This is a genomic window from Streptomyces sp. NPDC057854, from assembly GCF_042797055.1.
Taxonomy (GTDB): domain Bacteria; phylum Actinomycetota; class Actinomycetes; order Streptomycetales; family Streptomycetaceae; genus Streptomyces.
In genome coordinates this window covers 257,514-283,541 of record NZ_JBHVMF010000003.1, presented here as the reverse complement: position 1 = coordinate 283,541, position 26,028 = coordinate 257,514, and the positions used below count along the sequence as shown (strand labels likewise).

Sequence of the window (26,028 nt, the reverse complement as noted above, 5' to 3'; positions counted from 1 at the left end):
TCCGCCCTCCCCCGACCGGGCCCCCCTCCGGGCGGCGGCGCGCCCGCACGCGCCCCGAGCACGGTTGCGGACCGCCGCCACCCGGCCACGACCCGCACACGCCGAGGGCCCACGGCCCTCGGCTCCCCTCGCCACGAATCGCTCACCCCAGGGTGGGGAAAACGGAACGAACCGTCAACAGGGCATCCGTCCGGGTGACATCACGCCCCCGGCCGGCGCGGGCGCCGCGGGCGTGCGGTCCACCTCGCACCAGATGCTCTTGCCGGCCCCTTCGGGCTGCCAGCCCCACCGGTCGGCGAGGCCGTCGACCAGTTCGAGGCCGCGCCCGTTGGTGTCCTCCCCCGCGGCGTGCCGCGGCCGGGGCGGCAGCTCGCTGCGGTCGGCGACCTCGACCCGGACCCCGCCCTCGGCCGCGAAGAGCATCCGCAGCACGGCGGGACAGCCGGTGTGCACGACCGCGTTGGTCACCAGCTCGGAGATGAGCAGCACCAGCGTCTCCGCCAGCGGCTCGTCGTCCCCTATCCCGGAACCGGCCAGCCGTTTCCGGGCCCACCTGCGCGCACGCCCCACCTCCGCCGGGTCCGGCCCGACCTCCAACTGCACCTGAAGCACCTGCACCGTTCACACCATCCGAACCGGCGGACACACCTTTACGGAACGTGATTCCCTTACGGGACAGCATGGTTGACGTACAGTCACCGCAACAAGCGCTTCGGGCATATTCCCGCGCGAAGGAGTACGCATGGTCCATACTGTGCGACGCACGCGGCGGGGAGTCGAACGCGGGGCGCGACCCGGGCTCACAAGCACTCGCATCCCACGGAGAGTACCGGAGCGGGACCCCGTCTCCGGCCCGTGACGACCCCCCGAAGGACACAACCCGATATCGACCGCGACCCTGGATTCGAACACGCTCCGTCACCAGTTCGGGCACCGGAGGGCGGGGTTCAGAGCGCGGCGGCCACCTCCTCCGCGGCCCGGTCCTCCGGCAGCGCGAGCGCGGCCCGCACCCAGGCCCGTTTCAGGTGCAGATGGACGTCCGCCTCCCAGGTGAAGCCCATGCCGCCGTGCACCTGGAGGCAGTCGCGGGCGTTGCCGACGGCCGCCTCGTCGGCGAGCAGCTTGGCCCCGGCGATCTCGACCGGGTCGGCGGTCACGGCGGCGGCGTGCACGGCGGCCCGCGCCAGCTCGGTCCGCACCAGCATCCCGGCGCACAGGTGCTTCACCGCCTGGAACCCCCCGATCAGCTGCCCGAACTGCTCCCGCCGCCCGGCGTGCGCGACGGCGGCGTCGGTGCACCAGGCGGCGGTCCCGACCTGTTCGGCGGCGGTGAGCAGGACGGCCTCCGGCGCCCACGCCCCGGTGCCGGGCGCCCGGTGGAGCGGCGTCAGCGGGTCGACCGACCGCAGCGGTACGGCTCCGGCCGCGTCGCCGCGCACCACGTCGGCCGCGTCCCGCCAGGGGAGCAGGCCCTCGGGCGAGACCTCGGTCACCACCGTGCGGCCCTCGGCGGCGCCCGGCACCGTGCCCGCCGCGAGGTGCGTGGCGACGAGCGGGCCGGGCAGCAGCGCCCGCCCCGCCTCCTCGAACAGCAGCGCCGCCTCCGGAAGGCCGAGCCCGACCCCGCCGTCGGCCTCGGGCAGCCGCAGCGCGAAGAACCCGGCGTCGCCGAGCTCCTTCCACAGCCCCCGGTCGAGCCGCCCGGGCTCGTCCGCGGCCGCCCGCAGCGCGTCCCGCCCGAAGCGGCCCGCGAGCAGGTCCCGTACGCCCCGGACGAGGTCGCGCTGGTCCTGGCTCAGTCGGAAGTCCACGGTCCGGCTCACCGTCCCTTCGGCAGGCCGAGGATCCGCTCGGCGACGATGTTGCGCTGGATCTGGCTGGTGCCGGCGGCGATCGTGTACGAGAGGGAGGAGAGCCGGTCGAGGGTCCACTCCCGCCCGAGGTCGAGCGCGTCGGGGCCGAGGACCGCCGCTGCGGTGTCGTACAGCTCCTGGCGGGCGTGCGAGTAGTGCAGCTTGAAGACGGAGCCGCCGGTGCCGGGGACGCCGCCGGTGGCCTGCGCCTCGCTGACGTTGCGCTGGGTGAGCCGCCAGAGGGCCTGGAACTCGGCGGCGAGGCGGCCGAGGCGGCGGCGCAGCCCGGGGTCGTCCCAGCGGCCGTTCTCGCGGGCGGCGCGGGCGAGTGCGCCGAGCAGGCGGCGGCAGGCGACGACCTCACCGACGAACGCGGTGCCGCGTTCGAACGACAGGGTGACCATGGTGACCCGCCAGCCGTCGTTCTCCTCCCCGACCCGGTTGGCGACGGGGATCCGCACCTCGTCGAGGAACAGCTCGGCGAACTCGGTGGAGCCGGCGAGGGTCCGCAGCGGCCGGACGGTGACGCCGGGGGCGTCCATGGGCAGCGCGAGCCAGCTGATGCCGCGGTGCCGGGGCGCGTCCGGGTCGGTGCGGACCAGCAGCTCGCACCAGTCGGCGACCTCGGCGTGCGAGGTCCAGATCTTGTGGCCGGTGACGACGTACGCGTCGCCGTCCCGGACGGCCCGGGTGCGCAGCGCCGCGAGGTCGGAGCCGGCGCCGGGCTCGCTGAAGCCCTGGCACCACACCTCGTCGCCGCGCAGCACCGGTTCCAGCCAGCGCGCGCGCTGTTCCGGCGTGCCCTCGGCGGCGACGGTCGGTCCGGCGTGCAGCAGGCCGACGAAGTTGGCGCCGACGTAGGGGGCTCCGGCCCGTTCGGTCTCCTCCAGGAAGATGAGCCGCCGGGTCGGGGAGGCGTCCCAGTGCACGTGGCCGTAGCCGGCGTCGTAGAGCCGCCGCTGCCAGCCGCAGTCGTACGCCCGGCGGCCCGGCCAGTCGAGCGGGTCGGGCCGTTCGGGCAGCCGGGGCAGTTCGGCGGCGAGCCAGGCGCGGAGCCGGGCCCGGAAGTCCTCCTCGGCGTCGGTGTAGGTGAGGTCCATCAGACGATGCCGAGGTCGAGCATGCGGATGGCGTTGCCGCGCATCAGCTTGTAGACGGTCTCGTCGTCGAGGCCGCGCACGTGGTCGAGGGCGACCTCCTTGGTGTGCGGGAAGGTGGAGTCGACGTGCGGGTAGTCGGTCTCGAAGGTGGCGTTGTCGCGGCCGACGACGTCCAGCGAGGCGATGCCGTGCTTGTCGCGGAAGAAGCAGCAGAAGATCTGCCGGTAGTAGTACGTGGACGGCGGCTCGGGGACGAGGTCGCGGACGCCGCCCCAGGCCCGGTGCTCCTCCCAGACGTCGTCGGCGCGCTCCAGGGCGTACGGGATCCATCCCATCTGGCCCTCGCTGTAGGCGAGCTTCAGGCGGGGGAACCGGACGAGGACGCCGCTGAAGAGGAAGTCCATCATCGAGGCCATGGCGTTGTTGAAGCTGAGGCTGGCCTGGACGGCGGGCGGGGCGTCGGGGGAGGCGGCGGGCATCTGGCTGCTGGAGCCGATGTGCATGTTGACGACCGTGCCGGTGTCCTGGCAGACGGCGAAGAAGGGGTCCCAGTAGCCGGAGTGGATCGACGGCAGGCCGAGGTGGGTGGGGATCTCGGAGAAGGTCACGGCCTTCACCCCGCGGGCGGCGTTGCGCCGGATCTCGGCGACGGCGAGGCCGATGTCCCAGAGCGGGATGATGCAGAGCGGGATGAGCCGGCCGCCGCTGTCGCCGCACCACTCCTCGACCATCCAGTCGTTGTAGGCGCGCACGCAGGCGAGGGCGACCTCCTTGTCGTGGGCCTCGGCGAAGGTCTGGCCGCAGAAGCGCGGGAAGGTGGGGAAGCAGAGGCTGGCCTCGACGTGGTTGAGGTCCATGTCGGCGAGGCGGGCCTTGGGGTCCCAGCAGCCGCGCCGCATCTCCTCGCGGGTGATGCCCTCCAGGGTCATGTCGTCCCGGTCGAAGCCGACGGCGGCGATGTTGCGCTTGTACGGGAACCGCAGGTCCTCGTAGATCCACCAGTCGGCGGGCGGGCCGTCGGGGTCCATGGTGATCTGGTACTTGCCGCCGACGTAGGCGAGCTCGCCGATGCCGGCGGTGAGCGCCCGGGGGCCCCGGTCGCGGTACTTCGCGGGGAGCCAGGTGTCGAAGAGGTGGGCGGGTTCGATCACGTGGTCGTCGACGCTGATGATGCGGGGCAGCTCGGGGGCGGTGGTGCGGGGCGGTTCGGGGGTGGTGCGGGGCAGTCCGGTCATGACCCCTCCAGTTATCTGATGGATCGTCAGATCCTGATGACGCCAGGCTAGCCCCGGGGGTCTGGACCGACAAGGACCGGCCCTCTACGCTCTCCGCACGAACTGACGCTCCGTCAGGAATGGAGGCTCCGGTGACCTCGACCGCAACCGCGCAGGCCCACGCCCTGGGCGAGTCCCGCACCCTCTGGGAGCTCGTCGAGCGCCGCGCCGCCCTCACCCCCGACCGGCCCGTCCTCCTCCAGGACGACCGCGTCCTCACCTTCGGCGGGCTCCGCGACCGCGCCGAGCGCTGCGCCGCCGGCCTGTACGCCCGGGGCGTCCGCCCCGGCACCGTCGTCGCCTGGCAGCTCCCCACCCGCCTCGAGACCGCCGTGCTCTCCTTCGCGCTCGCCCGCCTCGGCGCCGTCCAGACCCCCGTCATCCCCTTCTACCGGGACAAGGAGGTCGGCTTCGCGCTGCGCGCGTCCCGCGCCGAGCACTTCGCCGTCCCCGGCGTCTGGCGCGGCTTCGACCACACGGAGATGGCCCGCCGGCTCGGCGCGCGCGGGATCTTCCCCGCGTACGCCCCCGAGGACCTGCCCGACGGCGACCCGGCCGTCCTCCCCCCGCCGCCCGCCTCCGGCACCGACGTCCGCTGGATCTACTGGACCTCCGGCACCACCTCCGACCCCAAGGGCGTCCTGCACACCGACCGCTCCCTGATCGCCGGCGGCGCCTGCCTCGCCCACGCGCTGCGCCTCACCCCCGCCGACGTCGGCTCCATGGCCTTCCCGTACGCCCACATCGCCGGGCCCGACTACACCGTCATGCTGCTGCTGTACGGCTTCCCCGCCCTGATGCTCGAACAGTTCGCGCTGCCGGAGTCACTGACCGAGTACCGCCGGCACGGCGTCACCGTCGCCGGCGGCTCCACCGCCTTCTACGCGATGTTCCTCGCCGAGCAGCGCAAGAACCCCGGCGAACCCGTCATCCCCACCCTGCGGCTGCTCGCCGGCGGCGGCGCGCCCAAACCGCCCGAGCTGTACCACGCGGTCCGGAAGGAACTGGGCTGCCAGCTCACCCACGGCTACGGCATGACCGAGGTCCCCATGATCACCATGGGCGACCCGGAGGACACCGCCGAGCACCTCGCCGGCACCGAGGGCCGGCCGCCCGCCGGCATGGAGATCCGGATCGCGGACGACGGCGGGATACGGCTCCGCGGCGAGGCCGTCTGCCGCGGCTACCTCGACCCGGCGCAGACCGCCGACGCCTTCGACGAGGACGGCTTCCTCGTCACCGGCGACCTCGGCCACCTCACGCCCAGCGGCCACCTCGTCCTCACCGGCCGGGCCAAGGACGTCATCATCCGCAAGGGCGAGAACATCTCGGCCAAGGAGATCGAGGACCTCCTCCACGAGCACCCCGCCGTCGGCGACGCCGCCGTCATCGGCCTCCCCGACGCCGAGCGCGGCGAACGGGTCTGCGCCGTCGTCGAACAGCCGCCGGGCGCGCCGCCGCTGACCCTGCCGGAGCTCACCGCCTTCCTGCGCGCGGCCGGCCTCTCCGTCCACAAGCTGCCCGAGCAGCTGGAGGTGGTGGACGCGCTGCCGCGCAACGAGACGCTGCGGAAGGTCCTCAAGTACAAGCTCAGGGAGCGGTTCGGGGCAGCGGGGTAGGGCGGGGCAGCGGGGCCTCGTCGATGCCGGAGCGGGGTGCCGGGACCGGCGGCGCGGGCGCCTCGCCCGCGAGGGCCGCCGGCACGTCCTCGTACACCTCGAAGAGCCGGGTCACGCCCAGCGCGGCGAAGACCCGGGTCACATGGCCCTGGCTCTCCCCCACCTCCGGCAGGACCAGCCGCAGCCGTCCGCCGCACGAGCGCAGCAGCCGGCGCGAGGCCACGAGCACGCCGATGCCGCTGGAGTCGCAGAACCGCACCCCCGACAGGTCGACGACGAGGTCGTGCCGCCCGGCCGCGACGGCGTCGTGCACCCGCCGCCGTATCCCCGGCGAGGTCACCAGGTCCAGTTCACCGCGCAGGCGCAGCACCGTCCATCCGCCGCGGTCGTCCTCGTGAGCCTCGATCGTCGTCACGGACGGGCGCCTGCCCGCGAGCCCCTGGCCGAAACTTCTGGCGCCGGGTATGACGCTTTCCTTACCATCCGCTCCTGCGTGAACGTCGCACTTGCGGCAAAGAGGCGTGCACCGTCGGCCGGTCGCATTAGTTTGGGACGGACGGACAGACGGACAGTCGGACAGACGGACCGGAGCGCGGCGCGGGAAGCGGAAGGTGGGAGGCTCGGATGGCGAACGACACACCACCGCGCTGGGACCGCAGGATGCAGCAGCGGCTCGCGCGCGGCGAGGCCGCCGCCCTCGGCGAGCTGTACGACCGCTACGCCTCGCTCGTGCACAGCCTCGCCCACCGGGTCCTCGACGACGACCAGGCCGCCGACCAGATCACCCGCGAGGTCTTCGTCGCCGTCTGGGAGAACCCCGAGGCGTACGACCCCCGGCAGGGCAACCTCCGCTCGTGGATCGCCCGGCTGGCCCAGCGCCAGGCCGTCAACCGGCTGCGGCAGACCGAGGCGACGGCGTACGCGGAGACCGGCGTCGGCTCGGCGGAGGAGCTGGAGGCCAAGGTGCTCCGGGCCTCCGCCGCCGCCCGCGCCGACTACATCGTCACCTCCATGCCGGTCCCGCTCCGCAAGGCGCTCGAACTGGCGTACTTCCAGCGGCGGGACTACCGGCAGACCGCCGCCGACCTGTCGATCAGCCCCGAGGAGGCGCGGCGCCGGCTGCGGCTCGGACTCCAGCTGCTGTCCACGGCGAACCTCCGGCCCCTCGACGGGCCGCCGGGCGGCTACGGGCGGTCGCGGTGACGGGGCCGCACGGCGAGGACGACGGCCTCGCACGCGCCGCCCGGATACCGGGACCGCGGGACGCCGCCGACGACCACGCGGACCTCTCGGCGCCCCTCGTCCTCACCCACACGGTGCTCAAGTCCCTCCTCGGGGCCTGGGCACTGTCGGCGTGTTCGGCCGCGGAGACCCGGGCCGTCGAGGACCACCTGACCGTGTGCGCGCCCTGCGCGGACGAGGCGCTGCGGCTGCGGGACGCGGTGACGCTGCTGCACGAGGACCGGGACCTGGACCTCGACCCGCAGCTGCGGTCGCGGGTCCTGGAGAACTGCCTCGGCCGGCGGCCCGCCCGCATCCCCGTGCCCGGCTGGGCGACGCCCTACGACGCGGAGACCGCCCGGCTGGACGCACTGCTGCGGGACATCGGCGAGGCGGAGTGGCACGCGCCGGTGCGGCTCAAGTGGTACGAGGACGACCGGCAGGTGCGGCGGAAGTCGACCGTCGCCGGGGTGATCGGCCACCTGCTGGCGGTGGACGGCCTGGTGTCCGGGGCGCTCGGCCTCGCCGACCCGCTCGGTCCCGACGTGCCGGAGCTGTCGCCGGACGAGCGGACGGAAGCGTTCTGGACGTCCCTGGACCGGCCGCCGAACCGGACGCTGCGCGAACCGTGGCGGGAGCAGAGCCACGCGCTGATCCGGACGGTGTCCTTCGCAGGGCGCGGCATCGCCGACCTCACGGTCACCTACGGCGACTTCGCGCTGCCGCTGAAGGACGCGCTGCTGGAGCGGGCCTTCGAGTGCTGGATCCACGCGGAGGACATCGCGAACGCGGTCGCCTACCCGTACGAGCCGCCCAGCGGGCCGCACCTGCACGGCATGGTCGACCTCGCCGCCCGGCTGCTGCCGGCGGCCGTCGCCGAGCGCCGCCGCACCGGCCGGTCCGGACCGCCGCGCGAGCTCGTCGCCGCCGGCGCGCCCGGCCGGTCGCTGCACCTGGAGGTGGAGGGCGCGGGCGGCGGCCACTGGTACATCGCGCTGGACTCCCCCGCCGCGCTCGGCTCCCCCGACCACGTGGTGGCGCAGGTCGCGATGGACGGCGTGGAGTTCTGCCATCTGCTCGCCGGGCACATCTCGCCGGAGGAGGCGGCGGCGGGCCAGGACGGCGACCGGGAGGCCATCCGCGACGTCCTCGCCGCGGCGGCCTCCCTCAGCCACCTGTAGCGCCCTCTCTCCGGGAGGGCCGGCGGGCGGCGGGTCAGGCGAAGACGACCGTGCGGCGGCCGTTGAGGAGGATGCGGCGCTCCGCGTGCCACTTCACGGCCCGCGCCAGCGCCTGGCACTCGACGTCCCGGCCGATCGCGACGAGCTGGTCGGGCGTGACCTCGTGGCCCACCCGCTCGACCTCCTGCTCGATGATCGGCCCCTCGTCGAGGTCGGCCGTCACGTAGTGCGCCGTCGCCCCGATCAGCTTCACGCCGCGCGCGTGCGCCTGGTGGTAGGGCTTGGCGCCCTTGAAGCTCGGCAGGAACGAGTGGTGGATGTTGATGACCCGCCCGGACAGCGCCTTGCAGAGGTCGTCGGAGAGCACCTGCATGTACCGCGCGAGGACGACCAGCTCGACGTCCTCCTCCTCGACGAGCTTCAGCAGCTCGGCCTCGGCGGCCGGCTTGGTGTCCTTCGTGACGGGGATGTGCCGGAACGGGATGTCGTACGAGGCGGCGAGCTCGGCGAAGTCGGTGTGGTTGGAGACGACGGCGACGATCTCGACGGGCAGCGCCCCGATGGAGGACCGGAAGAGCAGGTCGTTCAGGCAGTGGCCGAACTTCGAGACCATCAGCACGACCCGCATGCGCTCGTCGGCGCGGTGGATCTGCCAGTCCATCTGGAAGGAGTCGCCCACCGCCGCGAAGCTCGCCCGCAGCTTCTCCACGGTCACCGGCGCCTCGGCCGAGAAGTGGACCCGCATGAAGAAGAGACCGGTGTCACGGTCTCCGAACTGCTGACTGTCCTCGATGTTGCATCCGGTGATGAAGAGGTAGCTCGACACGGCGTGCACGATGCCCTGCTTGTCCGGGCACGAGATGGTGAGGACATACTGGTCGGTCATCGCACCAGCGTGCCACACCGCGCCGCCCGGTCCGCACCGCCGTCCGGCCACCGGACCGCCCGCCTCAGGCGCGGGTGAGGATGCGCAGGACGTCCAGGGAGCGCGGCGGCACGTCCGGGTCGTCCCCGTCGGCGGTCGCCAGCCGGACGTGCGCCTCGCGGGCCGCCTGGACGGCCTCGGGCCAGCCGGGGTGCTCCTGATAGGCGGTGAAGGGCGCGTCGGGGCCCACCGCGTGGAGGATCCGCAGCACCCGCAGGACGGCGAGGTCGACGAGCTGGGCCTCGGCGGCGTCCCGGAAGATGGCGCCGACGTAGCGCTCGGCGGACCAGTTGTCGAGCCAGGTGTCCTCGACGAGGCGGTAGACGGCGTCGGTGACGTCGCCGTACCCGTCCTGGCCGGCGAGCCAGACGGACCGGTGGAACGCGGGGTCGGAGAGCATGTGCAGCGCCGAGCGCACGTTGGTGCGCCAGCGCCACCACGGCATGTCGTTGAGCGGCATGCCGCCCATGGTGGAGGAGCGACGGCCGCGACGGGAAGAGTTCACCGGACCGGGGACGGAACTGGACATCGCTCGATCGTACGGTTCCCCACCGACAACCGGACCCTGCCCCTCCCCTTAGGGCCCGGGACCCCCGTAATTCACCTCCATGTCACCCACCGTTGAACGCCGCACACTCCCGTGTTACCCCGGGGCCGGAATCGTGCGGAGCCATGACCGGTAGGCGACTGTCCCCACTCCTCGCGTCCGTCACCGCCGCGGCGGCCGGCGCGTCGCTCCTCACCGGGTGTGGCGTGCTCCCTGGTGCCACGGGGGGCTCCAGGGAGCCCGTCACGGTGATGACGTGGGCCCCCGACCAGACCCGCGCGACCAACATGCCCGGAATGCCCGCCATGGCGCAGACGTACGCGCGCTGGGTGAACTCCCAGGGCGGCATCGACGGGCACGAACTGCGCGTCCTCACCTGCAACGAACAGAACACCCCGGCCGGCGCCGCCGCGTGCGCCCGCCGCGCGGTCCGCGAGAACGCGGTCGCCGTCGTCGGCTCGTACAGCCAGAACGGCCGCGCCTTCATGGCCCCGCTCGAAGCGGCCGGCATCCCGTACATCGGCGGCTACGGCATCACCGAGGACGAGTTCACCAGCCACCTCTCCTACCCCGTCAACGGCGGCCTCGCCTCGCTCATCGCCGGCCACGGCATGCAGCTCGCCGAGGACTGCCGCACGGTCTCCCTGGTCCGCCCCGACACCCTCGCCGGCGACCGGCTGCCCAAACTCCTCGACGCGGGCCTGAAGAAGGCGAGCCGGCGCGGCGCCGTCGACATCCCCGCCGTCGAGGACGCCACCGAGTACACCGAGCCGGCGGCCACCGCCCGCGAGAAGGCCGGCGGGAAGGACGGCTGCGTCGCCGCCGTGCTCGGCGAGCGCACCCAGACCTTCTTCGACTCCTTCCGCCGGCTGCCCGAGACCACCGGCGGCGCGCAGTCGGAGAACGGCGGGAACGGGGAGAGCGGCGGGAACGGCGAGGACGACGCCGCCGGCGCCGTGCGGATCTCCTCCGTCCTCGGCAGCGTCGGCCAGCCCGTCATCGACCGCACCGGCGGCGCCCGCAGCCCCTTCGAGGGCGCGTACGTCACCGGCTGGTACCCGGAGGCCGATGACAAGAGCTGGGAGCCGATGCGGAAGGTCATCCAGGAGCACGCCTTCGCCGACAACCGGGTCGACCCGGCCGACACCGGCGTGCAGACCACGTGGATCGCCTACACCGTCCTCAAGGAGGTGATCGAGACCCTCGACCAGGACACCATCACCTCGTCCCGCATCACCGAGGCCCTCGACGAGGGCGCCCAGGTGGACACCGGCGGCCTCACCCCCAAGCTGCGCTGGAGGTACGAGGACCTGCTCGGCGCCCCGGACTTCCCCCGGATCGTCAACCACGAGGTGACCTTCCAGGTGGTCCGGAAGGGCCGGCTCGTCGCCCAGCGGCCCGGCTTCGTCGACGTCGGCCCGACCGTCACCAGCGGCGGCTGACCGGCCCGGAGCGGGCCGCCGCCCTACAGCTGGGTGGCGGACCGCTTCGTCAGCCCGTACTTCCCGGCGGTCGGGTTCCACAGCCCGGCCGCCTCCTTCTTCGCCTTGGTCGCCTCGCCGCTCTTGTCGTTGGCGGCCTTGAGGCGGTTGGTCGACTTGGCGTGGCCGCCCTTGCAGGCGTTCTTGGCCTTCATCTGGTCGGCCCAGCCCGCGTAGTGGTCGTCGGCCGCGGCCGACGCCTGCCACGCGCGGGTGAGCGCCGACGTCAGCGCCTGGCTGTCCGGCAGCTTGTCGACCTGGAGCGTCTGGAGCTTCGTCACCAGGCCCCGGCGCTGCTCGGCCGCGCCGCGCAGGTCGGCGGCGGCCTTGTCGAGGTTCTTGCACTGCTTGATCAGCTCGACCGAGCTGATCACCGTGTCCCGGCTGTCGTTGCTGGTGGCGAGGAGCTTGTCCAGCTCCTTCGCCTGCGGCTCGGCCGGATCCTCCGGCTTCTCCGACGGCGCCTGCGAGGCCCCGTCGGCGGTCGCCGGCGCCTGGGAGGTCGGCGCGACGCCCGTCCCGGCCGTCGGCGTCTTCTCGTCCTCGCCGCTGAGCAGCGCGCCCACGCCGAGGCCGACGACCGCGCAGCCCACCACCACGGCCGCGATCAGCGCCACCGGCGCCTTCCGGCGCGGCGGCTCCGGCTCGTCGTCGTAGCCGTACGGGTCCTGGTAGCCGCCCCCGCCGCCCTGGTGGCCGTACGGCTGCGGCGGCTGGTGGTGCGGGTGCTGCTGCTGGGGCGGGTACGGGGCCGGGGCCGGCTGCTGGTACGCCGGGGGCGCGGGCTGCGCCGGCGCCGAGTCCCGGAACAGGCTGTCGAACTCCGCGGGCGGCTGCGACGGCCCGGGACCACCGGGCACGGGACCACCGGGGACAGGACCGCCGGGGACAGGACCACCGGGCACGGGGCCGCCGGGCACGGGGCCGCCCGGCACCGGCGCGAGGTACTGCGTCGCGTCCGAGGCACCCGCCGGGGCGGGCGGCTGCGGCAGCCGGCCCGTCCCCAGGAACTGGGTCTGCCCGCCGCCGTCCTGGCCCGTCCGCGGCGGCACCGGCGCGATGTGCTGCGTCGCCTGGAGGTCGGGGCCCGGCACCGGAGCAGGCGGCGGATAGCCGTACCCGGGGGGCACCGGCGCCATGTGCTGGGTCGCCTGCAGGTCGGAGCCGTGGGCGGCCACCGGCGGCGGGTAGCCGTAACCGGCCGGCGGACCCGCCGGCGGCATCGGCCCGCCCTGCGGCTGCGGCGGCACCGGCGCGATGTACTGCGTGGCCTGGAGGTCACCGGCGGGCGGCGCCTCGGGGGGCAGCGGCTGCGCGGGCGGCAGCGGCTGCCCGCCCGGCCGGTCCTGGGCACCCGAGGGCCCCCAGGCACCGCCCCACGCCTGCGCGCCCCCCTGCTCCGGACCCTGTCCGTTCTGCGTCACCGGGACTCCCACTGATCAACCTACGGAATCGTCGGCTCACGCTACCGGGTGCGTCCACGGCTCCGCACACACGTGTGAGACCGGTAACACCCTTCGGACGGAACCCGAACCGCCCCGCGGCCCTCCGTCAGGCCGCGTACACCTCCAGGCGCTCCTCGAACTCCCGGACCACCTCCTCGCCCGCGTACGGCTCCAGGCGCTCCCTCAGGTCCTCCAGGTACTCCGCGCCGCGCGACGACCGCAACGTGCCCAGCAGTTCGAGCGCGCGCGTGCCCGCCCGGCACGCCTCCTCGATCTCCCGCTGCTGCACCCGCGCCACCGCCAGCAGCGCCAGACCGATCGCCCGCCGCCGCGTCCGCCCCTCCGGATGCCCGGCCAGCGACTCCTCCGCCGCCCGGACCGCCGCGTCCGCGCGCCCCAGGTCCCGGTAGCAGTGCGCCAGTTCGTCCGCGAGGTACGCCCCGTCGAAATGCGCGATCCACGCCGGGTCGCCGTCCGGCTCCGGACCGGCCGCCTCCAGCGCCCGCGCCGCCCGGCCCGCCGCCGCCTCGAAGGCCCGCTCGTCGCCCATCAGCGCGTGCCCCCGCGCCTCCGCCGCCAGGAACATCGCCTCCGCGCGCGGCGGCACCCCGCCGCGCGTCCCCTCCTGCGCGGCGCGCGCCAACTGGGCGATCTCCCGCGGGTTCCCCAGCTCCGCCGCCAGGTGGCTCATCGACGCGGCCAGCACGTAGCCGCCGTACCCCCGGTCCCCGGCCGCCTGCGCCAGCCGCAGCGCCTGGATGTAGTACCGCTGCGCCAGACCCGGTTCACCGGTGTCCACCGCCATGTACCCGGCCAGCTCGGTCAGTCGGGCCACCGCGCCGAACAGCTCCCGCCCCACCGACTCCCGGTACGAGCCGGACAGCATCCCGGACACCACGCTGTCCAGGTAGTGGACCACCACCGGGCGGACGTGCCCGCTGCCGAAGCGCCGGTCCAGGTCGACGAGCGCGGCCGTCGTCTCCCGCACCGCCGCCACGTCCGAGCGGCCCACCCGGGCCCCCGCCGTCCGCGCCACCTGCGCGTCGGCGCCGCTGATCAGCCAGTCCCTGCTGGGCTCCACGAGCGCCGAGGCCGCGACCGACGAACCGGTCAGGAACTCCCGGCGGCCCACGTCGCTCCGATACAGCTCGCAGACCTGCTCGATCGCGCCGGGCACGGTCGGCGCGAACTGGAGGCCGACGCCCGCCGCGAGGTTCCGGCCGTTGGCCATCCCCACCTCGTCGATCGTCACCGCCCTCCCCAGCTTGCGGCCCAGCGCCTCCGCGATGACGCCGGGCGCCCGGCCGCGCGGCTGCTGTCCGCGCAGCCACCGCGCGACCGACGTCTTGTCGTACCGCAGGTCGAGACCGCGCTCCGCGCCGACCATGTTGACCCTGCGGGCGAGGCCGGCGTGCGAGCACGCGGCCTCCTGGATGAGCGCCTGGAGCCGTTCGTTGGGCTGTCGCGGCACGAGTGGCCTGGCTGCCATGAGTGGAACCCCCAGAAGGGACGGGTACGGACACGGACTGATCACTGCCCGGTGGATATCCGGTCAATGCCGATGTGAACACGCGAAACCGGACACGTCGGCCGGCGGTCCGCGACCCCGGCCCGACCCCCGCCGCACGCCCGCCCCGCCCTCTTCCGTACCCCTCCCCCGCTCCCCGGTCCCCCGCGCGCCCCCGCGCGTGCACCCATGCGCCCCGCATGCAGGATCGATGCCTCACCCCCGGCGCCGCCGCGCCCGTAACCCCAGGTGACGGGGGGAGTTGTCTTCACCGTGGATGAGACCATCGGAGTCACGACGGAAGCCGCGCAGATCCCCCAGCAGCGGGGCGAGCAGCTGCTCGACAGCGCCGTGCGGTACGCGGAAGAGCGGCACTGGGACGTGTTCCCCGGGACTTGGCTGGAAGCCGTCGACGGCCGGGAGCGCTGCTCCTGCGGCACCGCCGACTGCCCCCTGCCGGGCGCCCACGCCGTGAAGCCCGACTGGGCGACGCTGGCGACCGGGAGCGCGGTCGGCGCCCGCCGGATGTGGTCGAAGCAGCCGAAGTCCTCGATCCTGCTGCCCACCGGCCGCACCTTCGACGCGATCGAGGTGCCCGAGGCCGCCGGCTTCCTCGCTCTGGCCCGCATGGAGCGCATGGAGCTGACGCTGGGTCCGGTGACCTGCACCCCGGACCGCCGGATGTTCTTCTTCGTGCTGCCCGGCGCCTCCGCCAAGGTCCCGGACCTGATCCGCAAGCTGGGCTGGGCCCCGGCCTCGCTCGACCTCGCCACCCGCGGCGAGGGCCACTACGTGGCGGCGCCGCCGACCCGCATCGGCGGCCGGGGCGCCGTGCAGTGGGCGCGGCGGCCCACCCCGGCCAACCGCTGGCTGCCGGACGCGGAGGAGCTGATCAGCGCGCTCGCGTACGCGTGCGGGCGCGAGGCGGCCGAGGCGCGCAGCCGCCGTCCGTGACCCGGGGCCCCCGTGGCCCGGCCCGTAGGGTGGCCGGAAAGGGACGCGTGACCAGCGTTCCACGGGGACCACAGAAGGGCTGACGGAGCATGCCTGACCAGGCAGCTGACGGGACGTTCGATCCGACGGGCGCCGCACCGGAACCATCCGGTGCGGCGCCCGCGGTGTGCGTGGAGGGGGTGTGGAAGCGGTTCGGGCAGCAGGTCGCCGTGCACGGCGTCGATCTGGTGCTGCCCGCGGGGAAGTTCATCGGGCTCGTCGGGCCGAACGGCGCCGGCAAGACCACCACCCTCTCCATGATCACCGGCCTGCTGCGGCCGGACTCCGGCCGGATCCGGGTGGCCGGCCACGACGTGTGGCGCGACGCCGAGTCGGTCGCGCGGGTGAAGGCGCGGATCGGCATCCTGCCCGAGGGCCTGCGGCTCTTCGAGCGGCTGTCCGGCCGCGAACTCCTCGCGTACAGCGGGCGGCTGCGGGGGCTGCCCGGTCCGGAGGTCGACAAGCGGGCCACCCAGCTCCTCGACGTGCTGGACCTGGCCGGGTCGCAGCACAAGCTGGTCGTCGACTACTCGACGGGCATGCGGAAGAAGATCGGGCTGGCGGCGGCGCTGCTGCACAACCCGGACGTGCTGTTCCTGGACGAGCCCTTCGAGGGCGTCGACCCGGTGTCCGCGCAGACCATCCGCGGCGTCCTGGAGCGGTACACGGCCTCCGGCGCGACCGTCGTGTTCTCCAGCCACGTGATGGAGCTGGTGGAGTCGCTGTGCGACTGGGTCGCCGTGATGGCCGGCGGCCGGATCCGGGCGCAGGGGCCGCTGGCGGAGGTGAAGGGGGACGCCGCCACCCTCCAGGAGGCGTTCCTGGAGCTGGTGGGCGCGCACGGCCGGGACGCGGCCGGTGCCTCGCTGGACTGGCTCGGCGGGGGCGGCGCCGAGGGGGCGGGCCGATGAGCGGCCCGGCCGCCGCGCCGTCGCTCACGCCCGTCTTCGTCCGGCTGAAGCTGTCGCTGCTGCGGAACGGGCTGCGGCAGTCGAGCGGGCGCACGGCCGCGTTCGTCGCCTCCCTGGTGGTGGTGCTGCTGGTCGCCGCCTTCATGGTGCTGGGCTTCCTGCTGCTGCGGGGGCACGAGGCCGCGGGGGCGGTCGCGGTGCTGACGGTGGCGGTGTTCGCGCTGGGGTGGGCGGTGATGCCGCTGTTCCTGCCGAGCGGTGACGAGACGCTGGACCCCTCGCGGCTGGTGATGCTGCCGCTCCGCCCGCAGCCGCTGGTACGGGCGCTGCTGGTGGCGTCCCTGGTGGGCATCGGGCCGCTGTTCACGCTGTGCCTGGCGGTCGGCGCGGTCGCGGCGGTGGCGCACGGCGCGGCGGCGGTGGTCTTCGCGGTGCTCGCGGTGCCGCTGGTGCTGCTGGTGTGCGTGGCGCTGTCGCGGGCGATCGCGACGGCGAACGTCCGGCTGCTGACGTCCCGCAAGGGCCGGGACATGGCGCTGCTGAGCGGCCTGGTGATCGCGCTGGGCATCCAGGGCGTGAACTTCGGCCTGCAGGCGCTGGGCCGGGCGGAGGACCTGTCCGCGCTGGACACGGTCGCGTCCGTGGTGGGCTGGCTGCCGCCCGCGTCGGCGGTGGCGGCGGTGCTCTCGGCGGCGGACGGCGACCTCGCGCTCGCCGTGGCGCGGCTGGTGCCGTCGCTGGTGCTGCTCGCGGTGCTGCTGTGGTGGTGGCGGCGGAGCCTGGTGCGGCTGATGGTCGAGCCGGACGGCTCGACGGTCGGCGCGGCGCCGGAGGCCGTACGGGACACGGCGCGCGGGCCGCTGGCCCGGATGCTGCCCGCAGGCCGTACCGGCGCGGTGATGGAGCGGTGCTTCCGCTACCTCTGGCGCGACCCGAAGACGAAGGCCGGATGGGTGTCGGCGCTCGCGATCGGCGCGCTCGTCCCCATGGTCAACGCCTTCCAGGAGTCCGGCTCCGTCTACTGGGCGTGCTTCGCCACCGGCATGCTCGGCCTGCAGATGTTCAACCAGTTCGGGCAGGACTCGTCGGCGTTCTGGATGGTCGCGCAGACCATCGCGTCCCCCGCGGACGCGTTCGCGGAGCTGCGGGACCGGGCGTACGTGATGGCCGCGGTCACCGTCCCGTTCACGGCGCTCGTCGCCGTCGGCACGGCGGCGGTCGCCGGCGGCTGGTCGCAGCTCCCGGAGGTCTTCGGCCTGGCGTTCGCGCTGCTCGGCGCGATGCTGGCGCTGGGCGTCGTCGTCTCCGTCCGCTACCCGTACTCGATCCCCCAGGACTCGCACCGGAACGTGGCGCCGGGCCAGGGCGGCATGGCCGTCGCGGCGATCTTCGGCGGCATGCTGGCCGGCCCGCTGCTGTGCGCCCCGCTGATCGCCCTGCTGGTCTGGCTGCGCGTCAGCGACCAGCACGCCCTCCTGTGGCTCCTGCTGCCCCTGGGCGTCACCTACGGCGCCCTGCTGACCTGGGGCGCCCTGAAGCTCATGGCGGGCCGCATGTCCCGGAGCCTGCCGGAGATCCTGACGGCGGTCAGCAAGGGCTGACCGCTCCCGGGGACCGTCCCCGGGGCGTCTCGCGGCGCCCCGGGGTTCAGCGGAACGTGTGGGTGACGGTGATGGGGCCGACGAGGTGGGCGTTGAACTCGTCGAGCTCCTCGGCCGGGACCCACAGTTCCAGGATGGTCCGGCCGCCGGCCTGCTGGACCGGGTAGCGGGCGAGGAAGGCGGAGTCGACGTCGAAGCGGGTGACGTAGCCGACGCCGCTGTGCTTCACGTTCCAGTCGCGGGCGATGCGGATCGCGTAGTCCTCGTTCAGGACCGGGTAGAAGATCGGCTGCTCGGGCAGCCGGGGCGGCCAGGCGCGCCAGTCCAGCGCGCGGACGAGGGCGAGTTCCTCGGGGCCGGTGGGGCGCCAGAGGGTCGTCGTCGGCCGGGGGCTGGTCGTGGTCATGGCGGTGACCGTATCCGGACGGTTCGGGGCGCGGCCACGCCATTTCTTCCCGGGAAGCGGAACCGCGGGCGCAACAGCCGGGTCAGGATGGGTACTTGGGGACGCGCCTACGGGAGGGGGAGGAGTGGACGTGACGGTCGGCGGGGCCTCCGCGCGGCGGGGGCAGGGGTGGTGGCTGGGTCTGGTGGGGGCGGCGACGGTCGTGCTCGCGGTGGTGTGCGCGGGCGCGGCGCCGACGGCCCCGGCGGACCGGACGCTCAGGGCGATCGCCTCGGTCGCGGTGGTCCCCGGCGTCCTGGCCCTGTCGCAGTTGCTGCTGCTGCGCAGCAAGCGGATCGAGCCGGCGACGATCGGGGTGGCCGGCCTGGGCGCGGTGATCCTCGGCGTGAACGCCTCCGACAACGGCGGCATGCTGTTCGGGGTGCTGCTCGCGCTGCTGGCGGCGGTGCCGTTCGCCTTCCTCAGCGGCTTCCTGTCGCTGAACGCGCAGGCGGGGCACGCCCTGTTCTCGGCGGTCGCGCTGCTGATCGGCGCCGAGACGCTGGTCGGTGACATCGCGCCGGAGGGCACGGTGCTGGTGCGGTCGTCCTGGCTGGCGGCGCTGGACTACAACGGGGCGCGGATCCCCGGCCTGTTCCTGATCGGGGTGGCGCTCTTCCTGATCGTGGCCTGGTACCTGCCCCGCCAGGAGCGGCGGCTCGCGGTGCCGGATCCGGGCTGGCTGCGGGTGACGGTGCTGCTGTTCCTGCCGGCGTTCCTGCTGGCGGCGGTGGCCGGGTTCGCGTTCACCGCGCGGATCGGGGCGACGACGCAGGCCGGGCTGAGCCGGGAGTTCATGATCGTGTGCCTGCTCGGTCTGACCGCCGGGGGGTGCAGCCTGCGCAGCGGCGAGGGCACGGTGCTGGACGTGGCGGTCGGCTCGCTCTTCGCCGGCGCCCTCCAGACGCTCCTCCAGCTGAAGAACGTCGGCTTCTCGACCCAGTCGACGATCCTGTGCGTCGTCGCCGTGCTGTTCATCTTCGCCGACCTCGCCCGCCTCCGCCGCACCCCGGCCGCCGAGCCGCCGCTCCCGCCGTACCCGCCGCTCCCCGCGCAGCCGGGCCCGGTCCCCGGCAACCCGTACGCGCGCTGAGGGATCCTGGCCGCATGTCACCGTCCCTGATCCCGTCCGACGTGGCCGCCTTCGTCGCCGCCGCCTCCCGTCTGCCGCTGACCGCCCTCCAGGAGATCCGGCACGCCACGGCGGTGGCGGTCAGGTCCGGGGCGTACGACCTCCGCGCCGTGCCGAAGCTGGACGCGGCGCGCTTCTCCGCCCTCGACAGGCTGGTCCGGGACGCATTCCGCCCGCGCGCGGAGGAGCTGCGGGCCGCGCGGCCGGGCGGCGCCCTGTCGTCGGCCATCGGCCGGACGACGATGACCGCGCACGCGATCTGGCGGCGGGACCGGCTGACCGCCGACGCGTACGCGACGCTGACCGGCGCCTTTCCCGCGTACGGGGTCAGCGTGCCGGACCACCCGGAGCGGCCGGACCACCCGGAGCGGCCGGCGGGGTGAGGCCGTCGATCCGGTCGCGGAGCCAGGCCGGGTCGGGGTTGGTGTGCGGGCGGCCGGCCACGAGGACGGTGGGGACGGTCTCGTCGCCGCCGTTGGCGGCCCGCACCGCCGCCGCGGCCTCCGGGTCGCGCCAGATGTTCACCCAGTACGCGCGCCGGGCCCGCCGCCCGAGGCGCAGCCGCAGCCGCGTGCAGTACGCGCACCCGGGCCGCCAGTAGACGACGGGCCGCCCGTCGGCGCCGCTGCGGCGCAGGGCCTCGGCGGAGGTGAGCGAACGCGGGAAGACCAGCGGCGAGTGGTAGCCCGCGAGGAGCGCGAAGAGCGCCGCCAGGACCGCTCCCCGGCCGGTCTCCCCGCGCGCGAAGGAGACGGCGGCGAGCAGCGCGCCGGCGAGCGCGAACGTCGACGGGAGGGCCCAGGCGCGTATCACCGGGCCAGGGTAGTGGTCCCCGCCCCGCCGCGCGGATGGCGGGCGCGTACGGCGTCGACGCAGGTGTCCCGGGACGTCGGGCCGCCGAAGCGGAGCCGGTCGTAGGCGGTGAACGCCGGTTCCAGGCCGTCGAGTTCGTCGACCAGCGCGTGCAGCCGCTCGGCCCACGCGGGCGACCCGGCGTCCGGTGCGGCCTCCGCCGCGCCGATCGCTCCCGTCAGGTGCTCCTTGCGCCGGATCGTCTCCGGGGTGACGGAGCGCAGGCAGACGTACTGGCCGCTGAGGTACGCCTCCCACTCCGCCCGCCCGGCGGCCTCGTCGTCCCAGTGCGCGACGAACCACCCTTCGAGGAGGTCCACCCCGCCCGCCCGCCCCGCGAGCGCGAACAGGTCGCGCGGGACCATCTCGGCGCCGTCGGAGCGCAGGTACCCCGGCAGCGGCAGCCGCCGCGCCAGCATCAGCCGCCGGACGTCGTCGGCGTCGCGGCCGGTGGCGGCGCACAGCTCGTCCAGCGGGACAAACTGCGCGCTGACGTAGGCGTCGTCGGCGGCGGTCATCGGGTGGTCGCCGTTCACCTCCCGGAACCGCGCGGCGACGCGCCGCCTGAGCTCGTTCGGGGACACGTTCCCGGTCATCGGGGCCTCCTGGGGACGGCCGCGCGGGCGGGTCCCGCGCGGCCTTCCGCACGCTAGCCGCCGGACGCTTCGGCCCCCGCCGAACGGTCGAGCGCCTTCCAGGCGAGCCCCGGGCGTTCCGCGAACGCCTCGGCGACCCGGTCGCGCCAGTCCGGCCGGACGGCGGGGCGCCCCTCCGTGCGACGGTCGCGCCGGTCCCGCCGGTCGCGCCGGTCGGCGCGGAGTGCGGCCTCACGGCGGCAGGGGCCGCACAGCGTCTCGCCCGCGACGGGCCGGAAGGCGTGGGGCTTGTCGCCCGGCCCCTGGCAGTTCACCAGGGCGCCCGGCACCGGGCCCGTGCTCTCGCCGGGCGGGCCGTCCACCGGCTCCGGCGGCAGTTTCTCCGTCAGCCGGTGCCGGAGGAACCCGACGGCCGAACGGACGCCGGTACGCGGCAGATGCGCGGTCAGGGCGTGCCGCAGGTCAGCCGCCGAGACGCCCCGCCGCAGCCACTCGGCGGCGATGGCGGCGAGCCCGCGCGCCTCCCGGACGCCGAGGCGGAGATCGCGGTCGGCCTGGTGGAGCGTGAGGAGAAGGCGTTCGGCGCGGACGAGTTCGTCCTCCGCATCAGCCGAAAGCTCCGGCTCCGGCTGCGATCCCGGCTGCGGTCCCGGCTCCGGCTCCGGTTCCGGCTCCAGTTCCGGCTCCGGTTCCGGCGAAGGCGCGGGGCCTCCGGGGGGTAGGGGGTTGGTCTTCTCCCCGTCTTCGTCTGTGGAGGAACAACCGGCCTCCCGGGTACCCGGTCCACCGACCACCGGATCGGGCACAGTCGGTGACCCGTCACCGTCCCGCACCACCAGTGCCTCCTCAGGCGTGAGGGGGACGTTCGCGACGAGCTGGGTGGTGTTCCAGAGCCCCAGGTCGCACTGCCCTCGCCACTCGTGCACATGTCCGCACGCCTTGAGCGACTTCTTCGCGTTCTGGTAGGCCGTCGGCGTCATGCCCAGGTCAACCGCGTGCTGCCCCAGGGGCTTCGCGGTGGCCGCGCTCTCCGGAAGGCCCTGGAGGTAGATGAGGAGGACTTTCGCGTCGCTGGTCAGCCGTCGATTCCGGACGACACTGTGCGAGACCTTCGTGTACGCCGCCGAGGGCGCGATAACATGCCGAAGCATTTCTGGTGGAGCTCCAGTCCACTGGTAGTGAAGGCCCTCGGATGGTGTTGGCGCACCGCCGGGGGCCGCTCCCTTAACGGAGCGTGACGCTTGCGTCACGCTACCGCACGTTTCACCGTCTGGTGCAACAACTCTCCCTCCACGAACGGATCTTCGAGCGTCGGGAGCGACCTCCAGCCCAGCGGCCACGTCGTCCCGTCGAACGCCGGGATCCCCACGTACGACTCACCCCCACAGCCCCCGCCCAGCACCCGCACCGGAGCCGGCCACGCGAACCCCGAGGCCGTACCCGGCGCCAGCAGGAAGTAGAGGTTCCGCCCCCGGGCGGCCTCCCGCACGATCGGCCCCGCCTGGAAGTCCGTGAACTCCATGAGGTGGTACGCCACCTCCTCTCCCAGGACACCGGGGATCCGTACGGCGTCGAAGTGCACGCCGGCGAGCCGGAGGACGTGACCGGCGGCGGGTACCCAGGACGGCTTGCCGTCAAGCGACTTGCTCAGATTCATGACGTCAGCTTCCCGAGCGTGCTGTCCTGTCACCAGGGGCAACGTGATGTTGTGCGGGACTGTGCACTCGGGGAGGCGGGGTGTGAACAAGGAAGCCAGGCAGGCTGCGGGAACGGCCAGGGCGTTCGGGAGGATGGTGCGGTTCTACCGGGAGCGGGCCGGTGTCTCTCAGGAGCGGTTGGGGTCCGCGACCGGCTATTCCAAGTCCCAGGTGGCGATGATCGAGCGGGGCGAGCGCCGGGCTCGGGGGAATTTCGTCGCCATCGCGGACGACACGCTGGGTGCACAAGGTGCACTTCTGGAGCTCGCGGAGGAGGTGCCGCTCAGTGCGGCGCCCGCGTGGTTCGAGGACTACCTGGAGGAGGAACGGAAGGCCGTCTCGATCTCCTCGTTCGAAAGCCGGGTCCTGCCTGGCCTGTTGCAGACGCCTGAGTACGCGCGAGCCGTCTTCAACTGTGCCGTCCCTCCGTGGGAGGACGACGAACGCGAGGCCATGATCGAAGGCCGCATGGCCCGCCAGGCGGTGCTGCACCGGAAGCCCGCGCCGCTCGTCAGCTTCGTCCTGGAGATGGGAGTGCTTACGCGCCCAATTGGGGGCGCCCGCGTCCTCAAGGACAACCTGCTGCACGTTCTCGACGTTGCGCGGCTGCGTCACGTGGAGCTTCAGGTCCTGCCGGACGACTTGGAGGCGCACGCGGGCATCAGTGGCCCGTTCATCCTGCTGGAAACCGAAGGCCGCGAGCGGCAGCTCGTCTATGTCGAGGGACAGAGCGGCAGGTACTTTCTCACGGAGCAGCCCGAGTTGGGGGACGCCTTCGCCCGCTACAACACCCTGCGGTCCCAGGCGCTCTCGCCAGTGGAATCGGCACGATGGATCGAACAGGTGGCACAGAAGCTATGAGCACAGACCTCAACTGGTACAAGAGCAGCTACAGCGTCGAGCAGGGCGAATGCGTCGAGGTCGCCTCCTGTGTGCACTCTGTGCACGTCCGTGACTCCAAGGACACCGACCGTCCCTCCCTCTCCGTCTCCCCCGCCGCCTGGGGCGCGTTCCTCGACCAGGTGAAGTAGGCGCGGCGCGGCGTACGCGAAAGGGCCTCCGCCCCGCTCCGGGGTGGAGGCCCTTTCCCAAGGTCCGGCCGGTCAGAACGCGCCGTTCAGGCCCCACCAGTTGCCGTCGGTGTAGTCCCACGCCGCGAGCGCGCCGGTGCCGAGGCCCCGGTAGGTGCGGAGTTCGTCCGCGTGCTCGGGCTCGAGAATGGGCCGCCTGGCGATCGTCGCGAGGTCGGGCTTGCCGTCGCCGGTGAAGTCACCGACGGAGAGGAACGTGCCCATCACGTTCCAGCCGCCCGTGCCGACCAGCTTGCGGGCGCCGAGGCCGCCGGAGGTCGTACCGGGGTACATCCACAGCCTGCCGGTGGACGCCTCGCGGGCGTACACGTCGACGCGGCCGTCGCCGTTCGTGTCACCGGGGCCGGTCAGCGCGTTCATGCTGTTCCAGCCGCCGGAGCCGATCAGCTTGCGGGCGCCGAGGGTGCCGGAGGCCGTACCGGGATACAGCCACAGCCTGCCGGTGGCCTTCTCCACGGCGAGGAGGTCGGCTCGGCCGTCGCGGGAGAGGTCGCCGACGGCGGCGATCTGGGACATGCCGTTCCAGCCACCCGCGCCGATCAGCTTGCGGGCGCCGAGGCCGCCGGTGCCCGTGCCCGGGTAGAGCCACAGCCTGCCGGTGGACGCCTCGCGGGCGATCACGTCCTCCTTGCCGTCACGGGAGAAGTCGCCGTGCCGGACGAGGGCGTTCATGCCGTTCCAGCCGCCGACCCCGACGAGGGTGCCTGTGAAGCCGCCGGGCAGGTACCAGAGGCGGCCTGCCTTGTCGCGGACGAGGACGTCCGCCTTCCGGTCGCCGTTCAGGTCGCCGAAGCCAGCGGCCTTCGGGGACGTCTCCGCGTACCACGTCGGGTACGCGTCGCCGCCGCACTCGCGCTCCGTGGCGACGAGCCCCACCGAGCTGGTGTGCGGGTTCGGCACGATGTCGTAGCCGCGGGGGTCCTCGTTCGGGTCCAGCGACCAGTAGGTGCCGAGCTCGTAGTTCGGCAGGTCGTAGAGACAGGCGAACTTCGAGCTGCGGTTGATCTGGGACCTGAAGGTGTTGTTCCAGGTGCCCAGGGTCGGCAGGGACTTGTTCGTCTTGAACATCGTCCCCGTGGTGTCCTCCGTCTTCCAGGCACAGAAGTAGCCCTTCGGACAGTCGCTCGCCGCCGCCTGTGCGGGGGCGGCCGTCGCCACCCCGAGACCCCCCAGGAGCGTGATGCCCAGCAGGGACGCCAGGCCGCGTCTCATCGTCTTGCGCATTGCTCCCCCTCCCCAATGCCGTGTGCGAGGGGCGGCAGCCGCCCCTCGCACACGGGTGTTCCGTTCACGTGGTGAGTCAGAACTGGCCGTTCAGGTCGAACCAGGACTCGTCCTCCATGACGCCCGGCTGGAAGCCGTTCGTGGACTTGCCGTCGTACGCGACGAGGAGACCCGCGCCGCGGCCGTAGTTCGACGAGTAGCTGGCGTTCGTGATGGCGGACAGGTCCGCGTAGCCGTCGCCGCTGCGGTCGCCGACCGCGAGGAACGCCGCCATGCTGTTCCAGCCGCCGCCGATGAGGACGCGCGGGGCGAGGCCGCCGGTCTTGCCGGGGTACAGCCACAGCTTGCCGGTGGAGGGCTCGCGGGCGAGGAGGTCGGCCTGGCCGTCCTTCGTCATGTCGCCGAAGCCGATGAGCGCGTTCATGCTGTTCCAGCCGCCCGCGCCGATCAGCTTGCGGGCGCCGAGCGCGCCGGTGGACGTACCGGGGTACAGCCACAGCTTGCCGGTGGACTTCTCCACGGCGAACAGGTCGGAGCGGCCGTCGCCGGTGAGGTCGCCGAAGGCGGTGAGGTGGTTCATGGCGTTCCAGCCGCCCGAACCGATGAGGACGCGGTTGCCGACCGAGCCGGTGCCGGCGCCCTTGTACAGCCACAGCTTGCCGGTGGACGCCTCGCGGGCGATCACGTCCTCCTTGCCGTCGCCGGAGAAGTCGCCGTGCCGGGTGAGGGCGTTCATGGCGTTCCAGCCGCCGGCGCCGACGAGCTTGCCGCTGCCGTCGCCGGGCAGGAACCAGAGGCGGCCGGCCTTGTCGCGGGCGAGGACGTCGGACGTCTTGTCGCCGTCGAGGTCGCCGAAGGCGGGCGCGGTGGTCTGCGGGTTGGCGTACCAGTAGGGGTACGCCTCGGCGCCGGAGCACTCGCGCTCGGTGGTGACCAGGCGGAGCGAGCTGACGCTGGTGCTGCCGGGGCCGCCCCACTCGGTGCCCGAGGGGTTGGGCGCGATGGACCAGACGTCGCCCTCGTAGCCGTGGTTCGCGTCGTCGTGGAGGCAGGCGAACTTGTTGGTGCGGTTCGAGACCGTGCGGAACTGGTTGTCCCAGGCGCCGAGGGTGGCGACGCTCGCGTTGGTCTTGTACATGGTGCCGGTGGCGTTGTCCGTCTTCCACCCGCAGAAGTAGCCCGCGGGGCAGTCCGCCGGGGCCGCCTGGGCGGGGGCCGCGCCGGCGCCGAGGACGCCGAGCGTGGTGAGGCCGAGCGCCGTGGCCGCCGTGGCCACGCGCCGGCGCAGAGTCATGCGCATGTGTTCCCTCCGATGTGCGGCGCGGAGCCGGGC

27 protein-coding genes are annotated in these 26,028 nt (G+C 73.7%); 11 read left to right on the top strand and 16 right to left on the bottom strand.

Annotation, left to right across the window (positions count from 1 at the left end; translation table 11 throughout):
* Positions 1–174 precede the first annotated feature (174 nt).
* The 4 genes from ACFVQZ_RS07560 to ACFVQZ_RS07545 all read right to left on the bottom strand — a co-directional run bounded on the left by ACFVQZ_RS07560 (position 175) and on the right by ACFVQZ_RS07545 (position 4,188).
* Complete coding sequence (locus ACFVQZ_RS07560) at positions 175–618, bottom strand: ATP-binding protein (protein WP_030494858.1); 444 nt, start codon at positions 616–618, stop codon at positions 175–177.
* A 329-nt stretch (positions 619–947) separates the two neighbouring features.
* Positions 948–1,811, bottom strand: a complete 864-nt coding sequence (locus tag ACFVQZ_RS07555; protein WP_030494859.1) for an acyl-CoA dehydrogenase family protein — start codon at positions 1,809–1,811, stop codon at positions 948–950.
* An 8-nt stretch (positions 1,812–1,819) separates the two neighbouring features.
* The gene (locus ACFVQZ_RS07550) at positions 1,820–2,953 is read right to left on the bottom strand and encodes an acyl-CoA dehydrogenase family protein (protein WP_383620365.1); all 1,134 of its coding nucleotides are present in this window, start codon (positions 2,951–2,953) and stop codon (positions 1,820–1,822) included.
* Positions 2,953–4,188: an amidohydrolase family protein gene (locus tag ACFVQZ_RS07545; RefSeq protein WP_383620364.1), complete on the bottom strand. Its 1,236-nt coding sequence runs from the start codon at positions 4,186–4,188 to the stop codon at positions 2,953–2,955. The genes ACFVQZ_RS07550 and ACFVQZ_RS07545 overlap by 1 nt, the downstream gene beginning before the upstream one ends.
* A 131-nt stretch (positions 4,189–4,319) precedes the next feature.
* On the opposite strand from ACFVQZ_RS07545, the gene ACFVQZ_RS07540 reads away from it, so the two are divergent.
* On the top strand, positions 4,320–5,846 hold the full coding sequence (locus tag ACFVQZ_RS07540; protein WP_030494862.1) for an AMP-binding protein: 1,527 nt from the start codon (positions 4,320–4,322) through the stop codon (positions 5,844–5,846).
* On the opposite strand, the gene ACFVQZ_RS07535 is transcribed toward ACFVQZ_RS07540, so the two are convergent.
* On the bottom strand, positions 5,818–6,261 hold the full coding sequence (locus ACFVQZ_RS07535; RefSeq protein WP_081959041.1) for an STAS domain-containing protein: 444 nt from the start codon (positions 6,259–6,261) through the stop codon (positions 5,818–5,820). The genes ACFVQZ_RS07540 and ACFVQZ_RS07535 overlap by 29 nt on opposite strands.
* Before the next feature lie 209 nt (positions 6,262–6,470).
* Between ACFVQZ_RS07535 and ACFVQZ_RS07530 the strand changes: the two genes are divergently transcribed.
* Complete coding sequence (locus tag ACFVQZ_RS07530) at positions 6,471–7,049, top strand: sigma-70 family RNA polymerase sigma factor (protein ID WP_030494864.1); 579 nt, start codon at positions 6,471–6,473, stop codon at positions 7,047–7,049.
* A complete protein-coding gene (locus tag ACFVQZ_RS07525) occupies positions 7,046–8,248 on the top strand; it encodes a maleylpyruvate isomerase N-terminal domain-containing protein (RefSeq protein ID WP_383620361.1) in 1,203 nt (400 codons plus the stop codon). The genes ACFVQZ_RS07530 and ACFVQZ_RS07525 overlap by 4 nt, the downstream gene beginning before the upstream one ends.
* Positions 8,249–8,282: 34 nt before the next feature.
* On the opposite strand, the gene purU is transcribed toward ACFVQZ_RS07525, so the two are convergent.
* Positions 8,283–9,134 (bottom strand): formyltetrahydrofolate deformylase, encoded by an 852-nt coding sequence (gene purU / locus ACFVQZ_RS07520; protein WP_030494866.1) that lies wholly within the window; start codon positions 9,132–9,134, stop codon positions 8,283–8,285.
* A 64-nt stretch (positions 9,135–9,198) separates the two neighbouring features.
* Positions 9,199–9,702 (bottom strand): hypothetical protein, encoded by a 504-nt coding sequence (locus ACFVQZ_RS07515; protein ID WP_081959043.1) that lies wholly within the window; start codon positions 9,700–9,702, stop codon positions 9,199–9,201.
* 143 nt (positions 9,703–9,845) lie between these two features.
* On the opposite strand from ACFVQZ_RS07515, the gene ACFVQZ_RS07510 reads away from it, so the two are divergent.
* The gene (locus tag ACFVQZ_RS07510) at positions 9,846–11,162 is read left to right on the top strand and encodes an ABC transporter substrate-binding protein (RefSeq protein ID WP_383620358.1); all 1,317 of its coding nucleotides are present in this window, start codon (positions 9,846–9,848) and stop codon (positions 11,160–11,162) included.
* Positions 11,163–11,185: 23 nt separating this feature from the next.
* On the opposite strand, the gene ACFVQZ_RS07505 is transcribed toward ACFVQZ_RS07510, so the two are convergent.
* Together ACFVQZ_RS07505 and ACFVQZ_RS07500 are read right to left on the bottom strand one after the other, a co-directional pair.
* Positions 11,186–12,625, bottom strand: coding sequence for a hypothetical protein (locus ACFVQZ_RS07505; RefSeq protein ID WP_383620356.1), 1,440 nt, complete (start codon positions 12,623–12,625; stop codon positions 11,186–11,188).
* 127 nt (positions 12,626–12,752) lie between these two features.
* Positions 12,753–14,135 (bottom strand): hypothetical protein, encoded by a 1,383-nt coding sequence (locus ACFVQZ_RS07500; RefSeq protein WP_030494870.1) that lies wholly within the window; start codon positions 14,133–14,135, stop codon positions 12,753–12,755.
* Positions 14,136–14,426: 291 nt separating this feature from the next.
* Here ACFVQZ_RS07500 and ACFVQZ_RS07495 point away from each other — a divergent pair, with 291 nt between their 5' ends.
* The 3 genes from ACFVQZ_RS07495 to ACFVQZ_RS07485 all read left to right on the top strand — a co-directional run bounded on the left by ACFVQZ_RS07495 (position 14,427) and on the right by ACFVQZ_RS07485 (position 17,658).
* A complete protein-coding gene (locus ACFVQZ_RS07495) occupies positions 14,427–15,107 on the top strand; it encodes a bifunctional DNA primase/polymerase (RefSeq protein WP_030494871.1) in 681 nt (226 codons plus the stop codon).
* An 89-nt stretch (positions 15,108–15,196) separates the two neighbouring features.
* Positions 15,197–16,057, top strand: coding sequence for an ABC transporter ATP-binding protein (locus ACFVQZ_RS07490; protein WP_383620353.1), 861 nt, complete (start codon positions 15,197–15,199; stop codon positions 16,055–16,057).
* On the top strand, positions 16,054–17,658 hold the full coding sequence (locus tag ACFVQZ_RS07485; RefSeq protein WP_383620351.1) for a transporter: 1,605 nt from the start codon (positions 16,054–16,056) through the stop codon (positions 17,656–17,658). Before ACFVQZ_RS07490 ends, ACFVQZ_RS07485 begins: the two co-directional genes overlap by 4 nt.
* Before the next feature lie 46 nt (positions 17,659–17,704).
* On the opposite strand, the gene ACFVQZ_RS07480 is transcribed toward ACFVQZ_RS07485, so the two are convergent.
* On the bottom strand, positions 17,705–18,064 hold the full coding sequence (locus ACFVQZ_RS07480) for a hypothetical protein (protein ID WP_030494874.1): 360 nt from the start codon (positions 18,062–18,064) through the stop codon (positions 17,705–17,707).
* 130 nt (positions 18,065–18,194) lie between these two features.
* Between ACFVQZ_RS07480 and ACFVQZ_RS07475 the strand changes: the two genes are divergently transcribed.
* Both ACFVQZ_RS07475 and ACFVQZ_RS07470 read left to right on the top strand, forming a co-directional pair.
* Positions 18,195–19,196 (top strand): hypothetical protein, encoded by a 1,002-nt coding sequence (locus ACFVQZ_RS07475; protein ID WP_383620349.1) that lies wholly within the window; start codon positions 18,195–18,197, stop codon positions 19,194–19,196.
* 14 nt (positions 19,197–19,210) lie between these two features.
* Positions 19,211–19,618 carry a hypothetical protein gene (locus ACFVQZ_RS07470; RefSeq protein ID WP_383620347.1) on the top strand — a complete coding sequence of 136 codons (408 nt, stop codon included), beginning with the start codon at positions 19,211–19,213 and terminating at the stop codon, positions 19,616–19,618.
* On the opposite strand, the gene ACFVQZ_RS07465 is transcribed toward ACFVQZ_RS07470, so the two are convergent.
* The 4 genes from ACFVQZ_RS07465 to ACFVQZ_RS07450 form a co-directional block, all read right to left on the bottom strand.
* Positions 19,563–20,048 carry a glutaredoxin domain-containing protein gene (locus ACFVQZ_RS07465; RefSeq protein ID WP_051787828.1) on the bottom strand — a complete coding sequence of 162 codons (486 nt, stop codon included), beginning with the start codon at positions 20,046–20,048 and terminating at the stop codon, positions 19,563–19,565. The two genes, ACFVQZ_RS07470 and ACFVQZ_RS07465, sit on opposite strands and share 56 nt — an antisense overlap.
* Positions 20,045–20,683: a DUF6058 family natural product biosynthesis protein gene (locus ACFVQZ_RS07460; RefSeq protein WP_383620345.1), complete on the bottom strand. Its 639-nt coding sequence runs from the start codon at positions 20,681–20,683 to the stop codon at positions 20,045–20,047. The genes ACFVQZ_RS07465 and ACFVQZ_RS07460 overlap by 4 nt, the downstream gene beginning before the upstream one ends.
* Before the next feature lie 53 nt (positions 20,684–20,736).
* On the bottom strand, positions 20,737–21,834 hold the full coding sequence (locus ACFVQZ_RS07455; RefSeq protein WP_383620343.1) for a hypothetical protein: 1,098 nt from the start codon (positions 21,832–21,834) through the stop codon (positions 20,737–20,739).
* Between the two features lie 95 nt (positions 21,835–21,929).
* Positions 21,930–22,340: a hypothetical protein gene (locus tag ACFVQZ_RS07450; RefSeq protein ID WP_383620341.1), complete on the bottom strand. Its 411-nt coding sequence runs from the start codon at positions 22,338–22,340 to the stop codon at positions 21,930–21,932.
* Positions 22,341–22,422: 82 nt separating this feature from the next.
* Between ACFVQZ_RS07450 and ACFVQZ_RS07445 the strand changes: the two genes are divergently transcribed.
* Both ACFVQZ_RS07445 and ACFVQZ_RS07440 read left to right on the top strand, forming a co-directional pair.
* On the top strand, positions 22,423–23,241 hold the full coding sequence (locus tag ACFVQZ_RS07445) for a helix-turn-helix transcriptional regulator (RefSeq protein ID WP_321192751.1): 819 nt from the start codon (positions 22,423–22,425) through the stop codon (positions 23,239–23,241).
* Positions 23,238–23,411, top strand: a complete 174-nt coding sequence (locus ACFVQZ_RS07440) for a DUF397 domain-containing protein (RefSeq protein ID WP_030494882.1) — start codon at positions 23,238–23,240, stop codon at positions 23,409–23,411. The genes ACFVQZ_RS07445 and ACFVQZ_RS07440 overlap by 4 nt, the downstream gene beginning before the upstream one ends.
* A gap of 72 nt (positions 23,412–23,483) precedes the next feature.
* Here ACFVQZ_RS07440 and ACFVQZ_RS07435 read toward each other — a convergent pair whose 3' ends face one another.
* The gene (locus ACFVQZ_RS07435; RefSeq protein WP_030494883.1) at positions 23,484–24,695 is read right to left on the bottom strand and encodes an FG-GAP-like repeat-containing protein; all 1,212 of its coding nucleotides are present in this window, start codon (positions 24,693–24,695) and stop codon (positions 23,484–23,486) included.
* Positions 24,696–24,771: 76 nt separating this feature from the next.
* Positions 24,772–25,995: an FG-GAP-like repeat-containing protein gene (locus ACFVQZ_RS07430; RefSeq protein ID WP_030494884.1), complete on the bottom strand. Its 1,224-nt coding sequence runs from the start codon at positions 25,993–25,995 to the stop codon at positions 24,772–24,774.
* Positions 25,996–26,028: the final 33 nt, after the last annotated feature.

Excerpts from the sequence above, each read along its gene's own strand:
- ACFVQZ_RS07500 (WP_030494870.1), bottom strand. The coding sequence starts at position 14,135 with ATGGCAGCCAGGCCACTCGTGCCGCGACAGCCCAACGAACGGCTCCAG.
- ACFVQZ_RS07485 (WP_383620351.1), top strand. The coding sequence starts at position 16,054 with ATGAGCGGCCCGGCCGCCGCGCCGTCGCTCACGCCCGTCTTCGTCCGG.
- ACFVQZ_RS07460 (WP_383620345.1), bottom strand. The coding sequence starts at position 20,683 with ATGACCGGGAACGTGTCCCCGAACGAGCTCAGGCGGCGCGTCGCCGCG.
- ACFVQZ_RS07435 (WP_030494883.1), bottom strand. The coding sequence starts at position 24,695 with ATGCGCAAGACGATGAGACGCGGCCTGGCGTCCCTGCTGGGCATCACG.
- ACFVQZ_RS07480 (WP_030494874.1), bottom strand. The coding sequence starts at position 18,064 with ATGACCACGACCAGCCCCCGGCCGACGACGACCCTCTGGCGCCCCACC.
- ACFVQZ_RS07450 (WP_383620341.1), bottom strand. The coding sequence starts at position 22,340 with ATGAATCTGAGCAAGTCGCTTGACGGCAAGCCGTCCTGGGTACCCGCC.
- ACFVQZ_RS07430 (WP_030494884.1), bottom strand. The coding sequence starts at position 25,995 with ATGCGCATGACTCTGCGCCGGCGCGTGGCCACGGCGGCCACGGCGCTC.
- ACFVQZ_RS07440 (WP_030494882.1), top strand. The coding sequence starts at position 23,238 with ATGAGCACAGACCTCAACTGGTACAAGAGCAGCTACAGCGTCGAGCAG.
- ACFVQZ_RS07545 (WP_383620364.1), bottom strand. The coding sequence starts at position 4,188 with ATGACCGGACTGCCCCGCACCACCCCCGAACCGCCCCGCACCACCGCC.
- ACFVQZ_RS07530 (WP_030494864.1), top strand. The coding sequence starts at position 6,471 with ATGGCGAACGACACACCACCGCGCTGGGACCGCAGGATGCAGCAGCGG.
- purU (WP_030494866.1), bottom strand. The coding sequence starts at position 9,134 with ATGACCGACCAGTATGTCCTCACCATCTCGTGCCCGGACAAGCAGGGC.
- ACFVQZ_RS07455 (WP_383620343.1), bottom strand. The coding sequence starts at position 21,834 with ATGCTTCGGCATGTTATCGCGCCCTCGGCGGCGTACACGAAGGTCTCG.
- ACFVQZ_RS07490 (WP_383620353.1), top strand. The coding sequence starts at position 15,197 with ATGCCTGACCAGGCAGCTGACGGGACGTTCGATCCGACGGGCGCCGCA.
- ACFVQZ_RS07550 (WP_383620365.1), bottom strand. The coding sequence starts at position 2,953 with ATGGACCTCACCTACACCGACGCCGAGGAGGACTTCCGGGCCCGGCTC.
- ACFVQZ_RS07510 (WP_383620358.1), top strand. The coding sequence starts at position 9,846 with ATGACCGGTAGGCGACTGTCCCCACTCCTCGCGTCCGTCACCGCCGCG.
- ACFVQZ_RS07470 (WP_383620347.1), top strand. The coding sequence starts at position 19,211 with ATGTCACCGTCCCTGATCCCGTCCGACGTGGCCGCCTTCGTCGCCGCC.
- ACFVQZ_RS07515 (WP_081959043.1), bottom strand. The coding sequence starts at position 9,702 with ATGTCCAGTTCCGTCCCCGGTCCGGTGAACTCTTCCCGTCGCGGCCGT.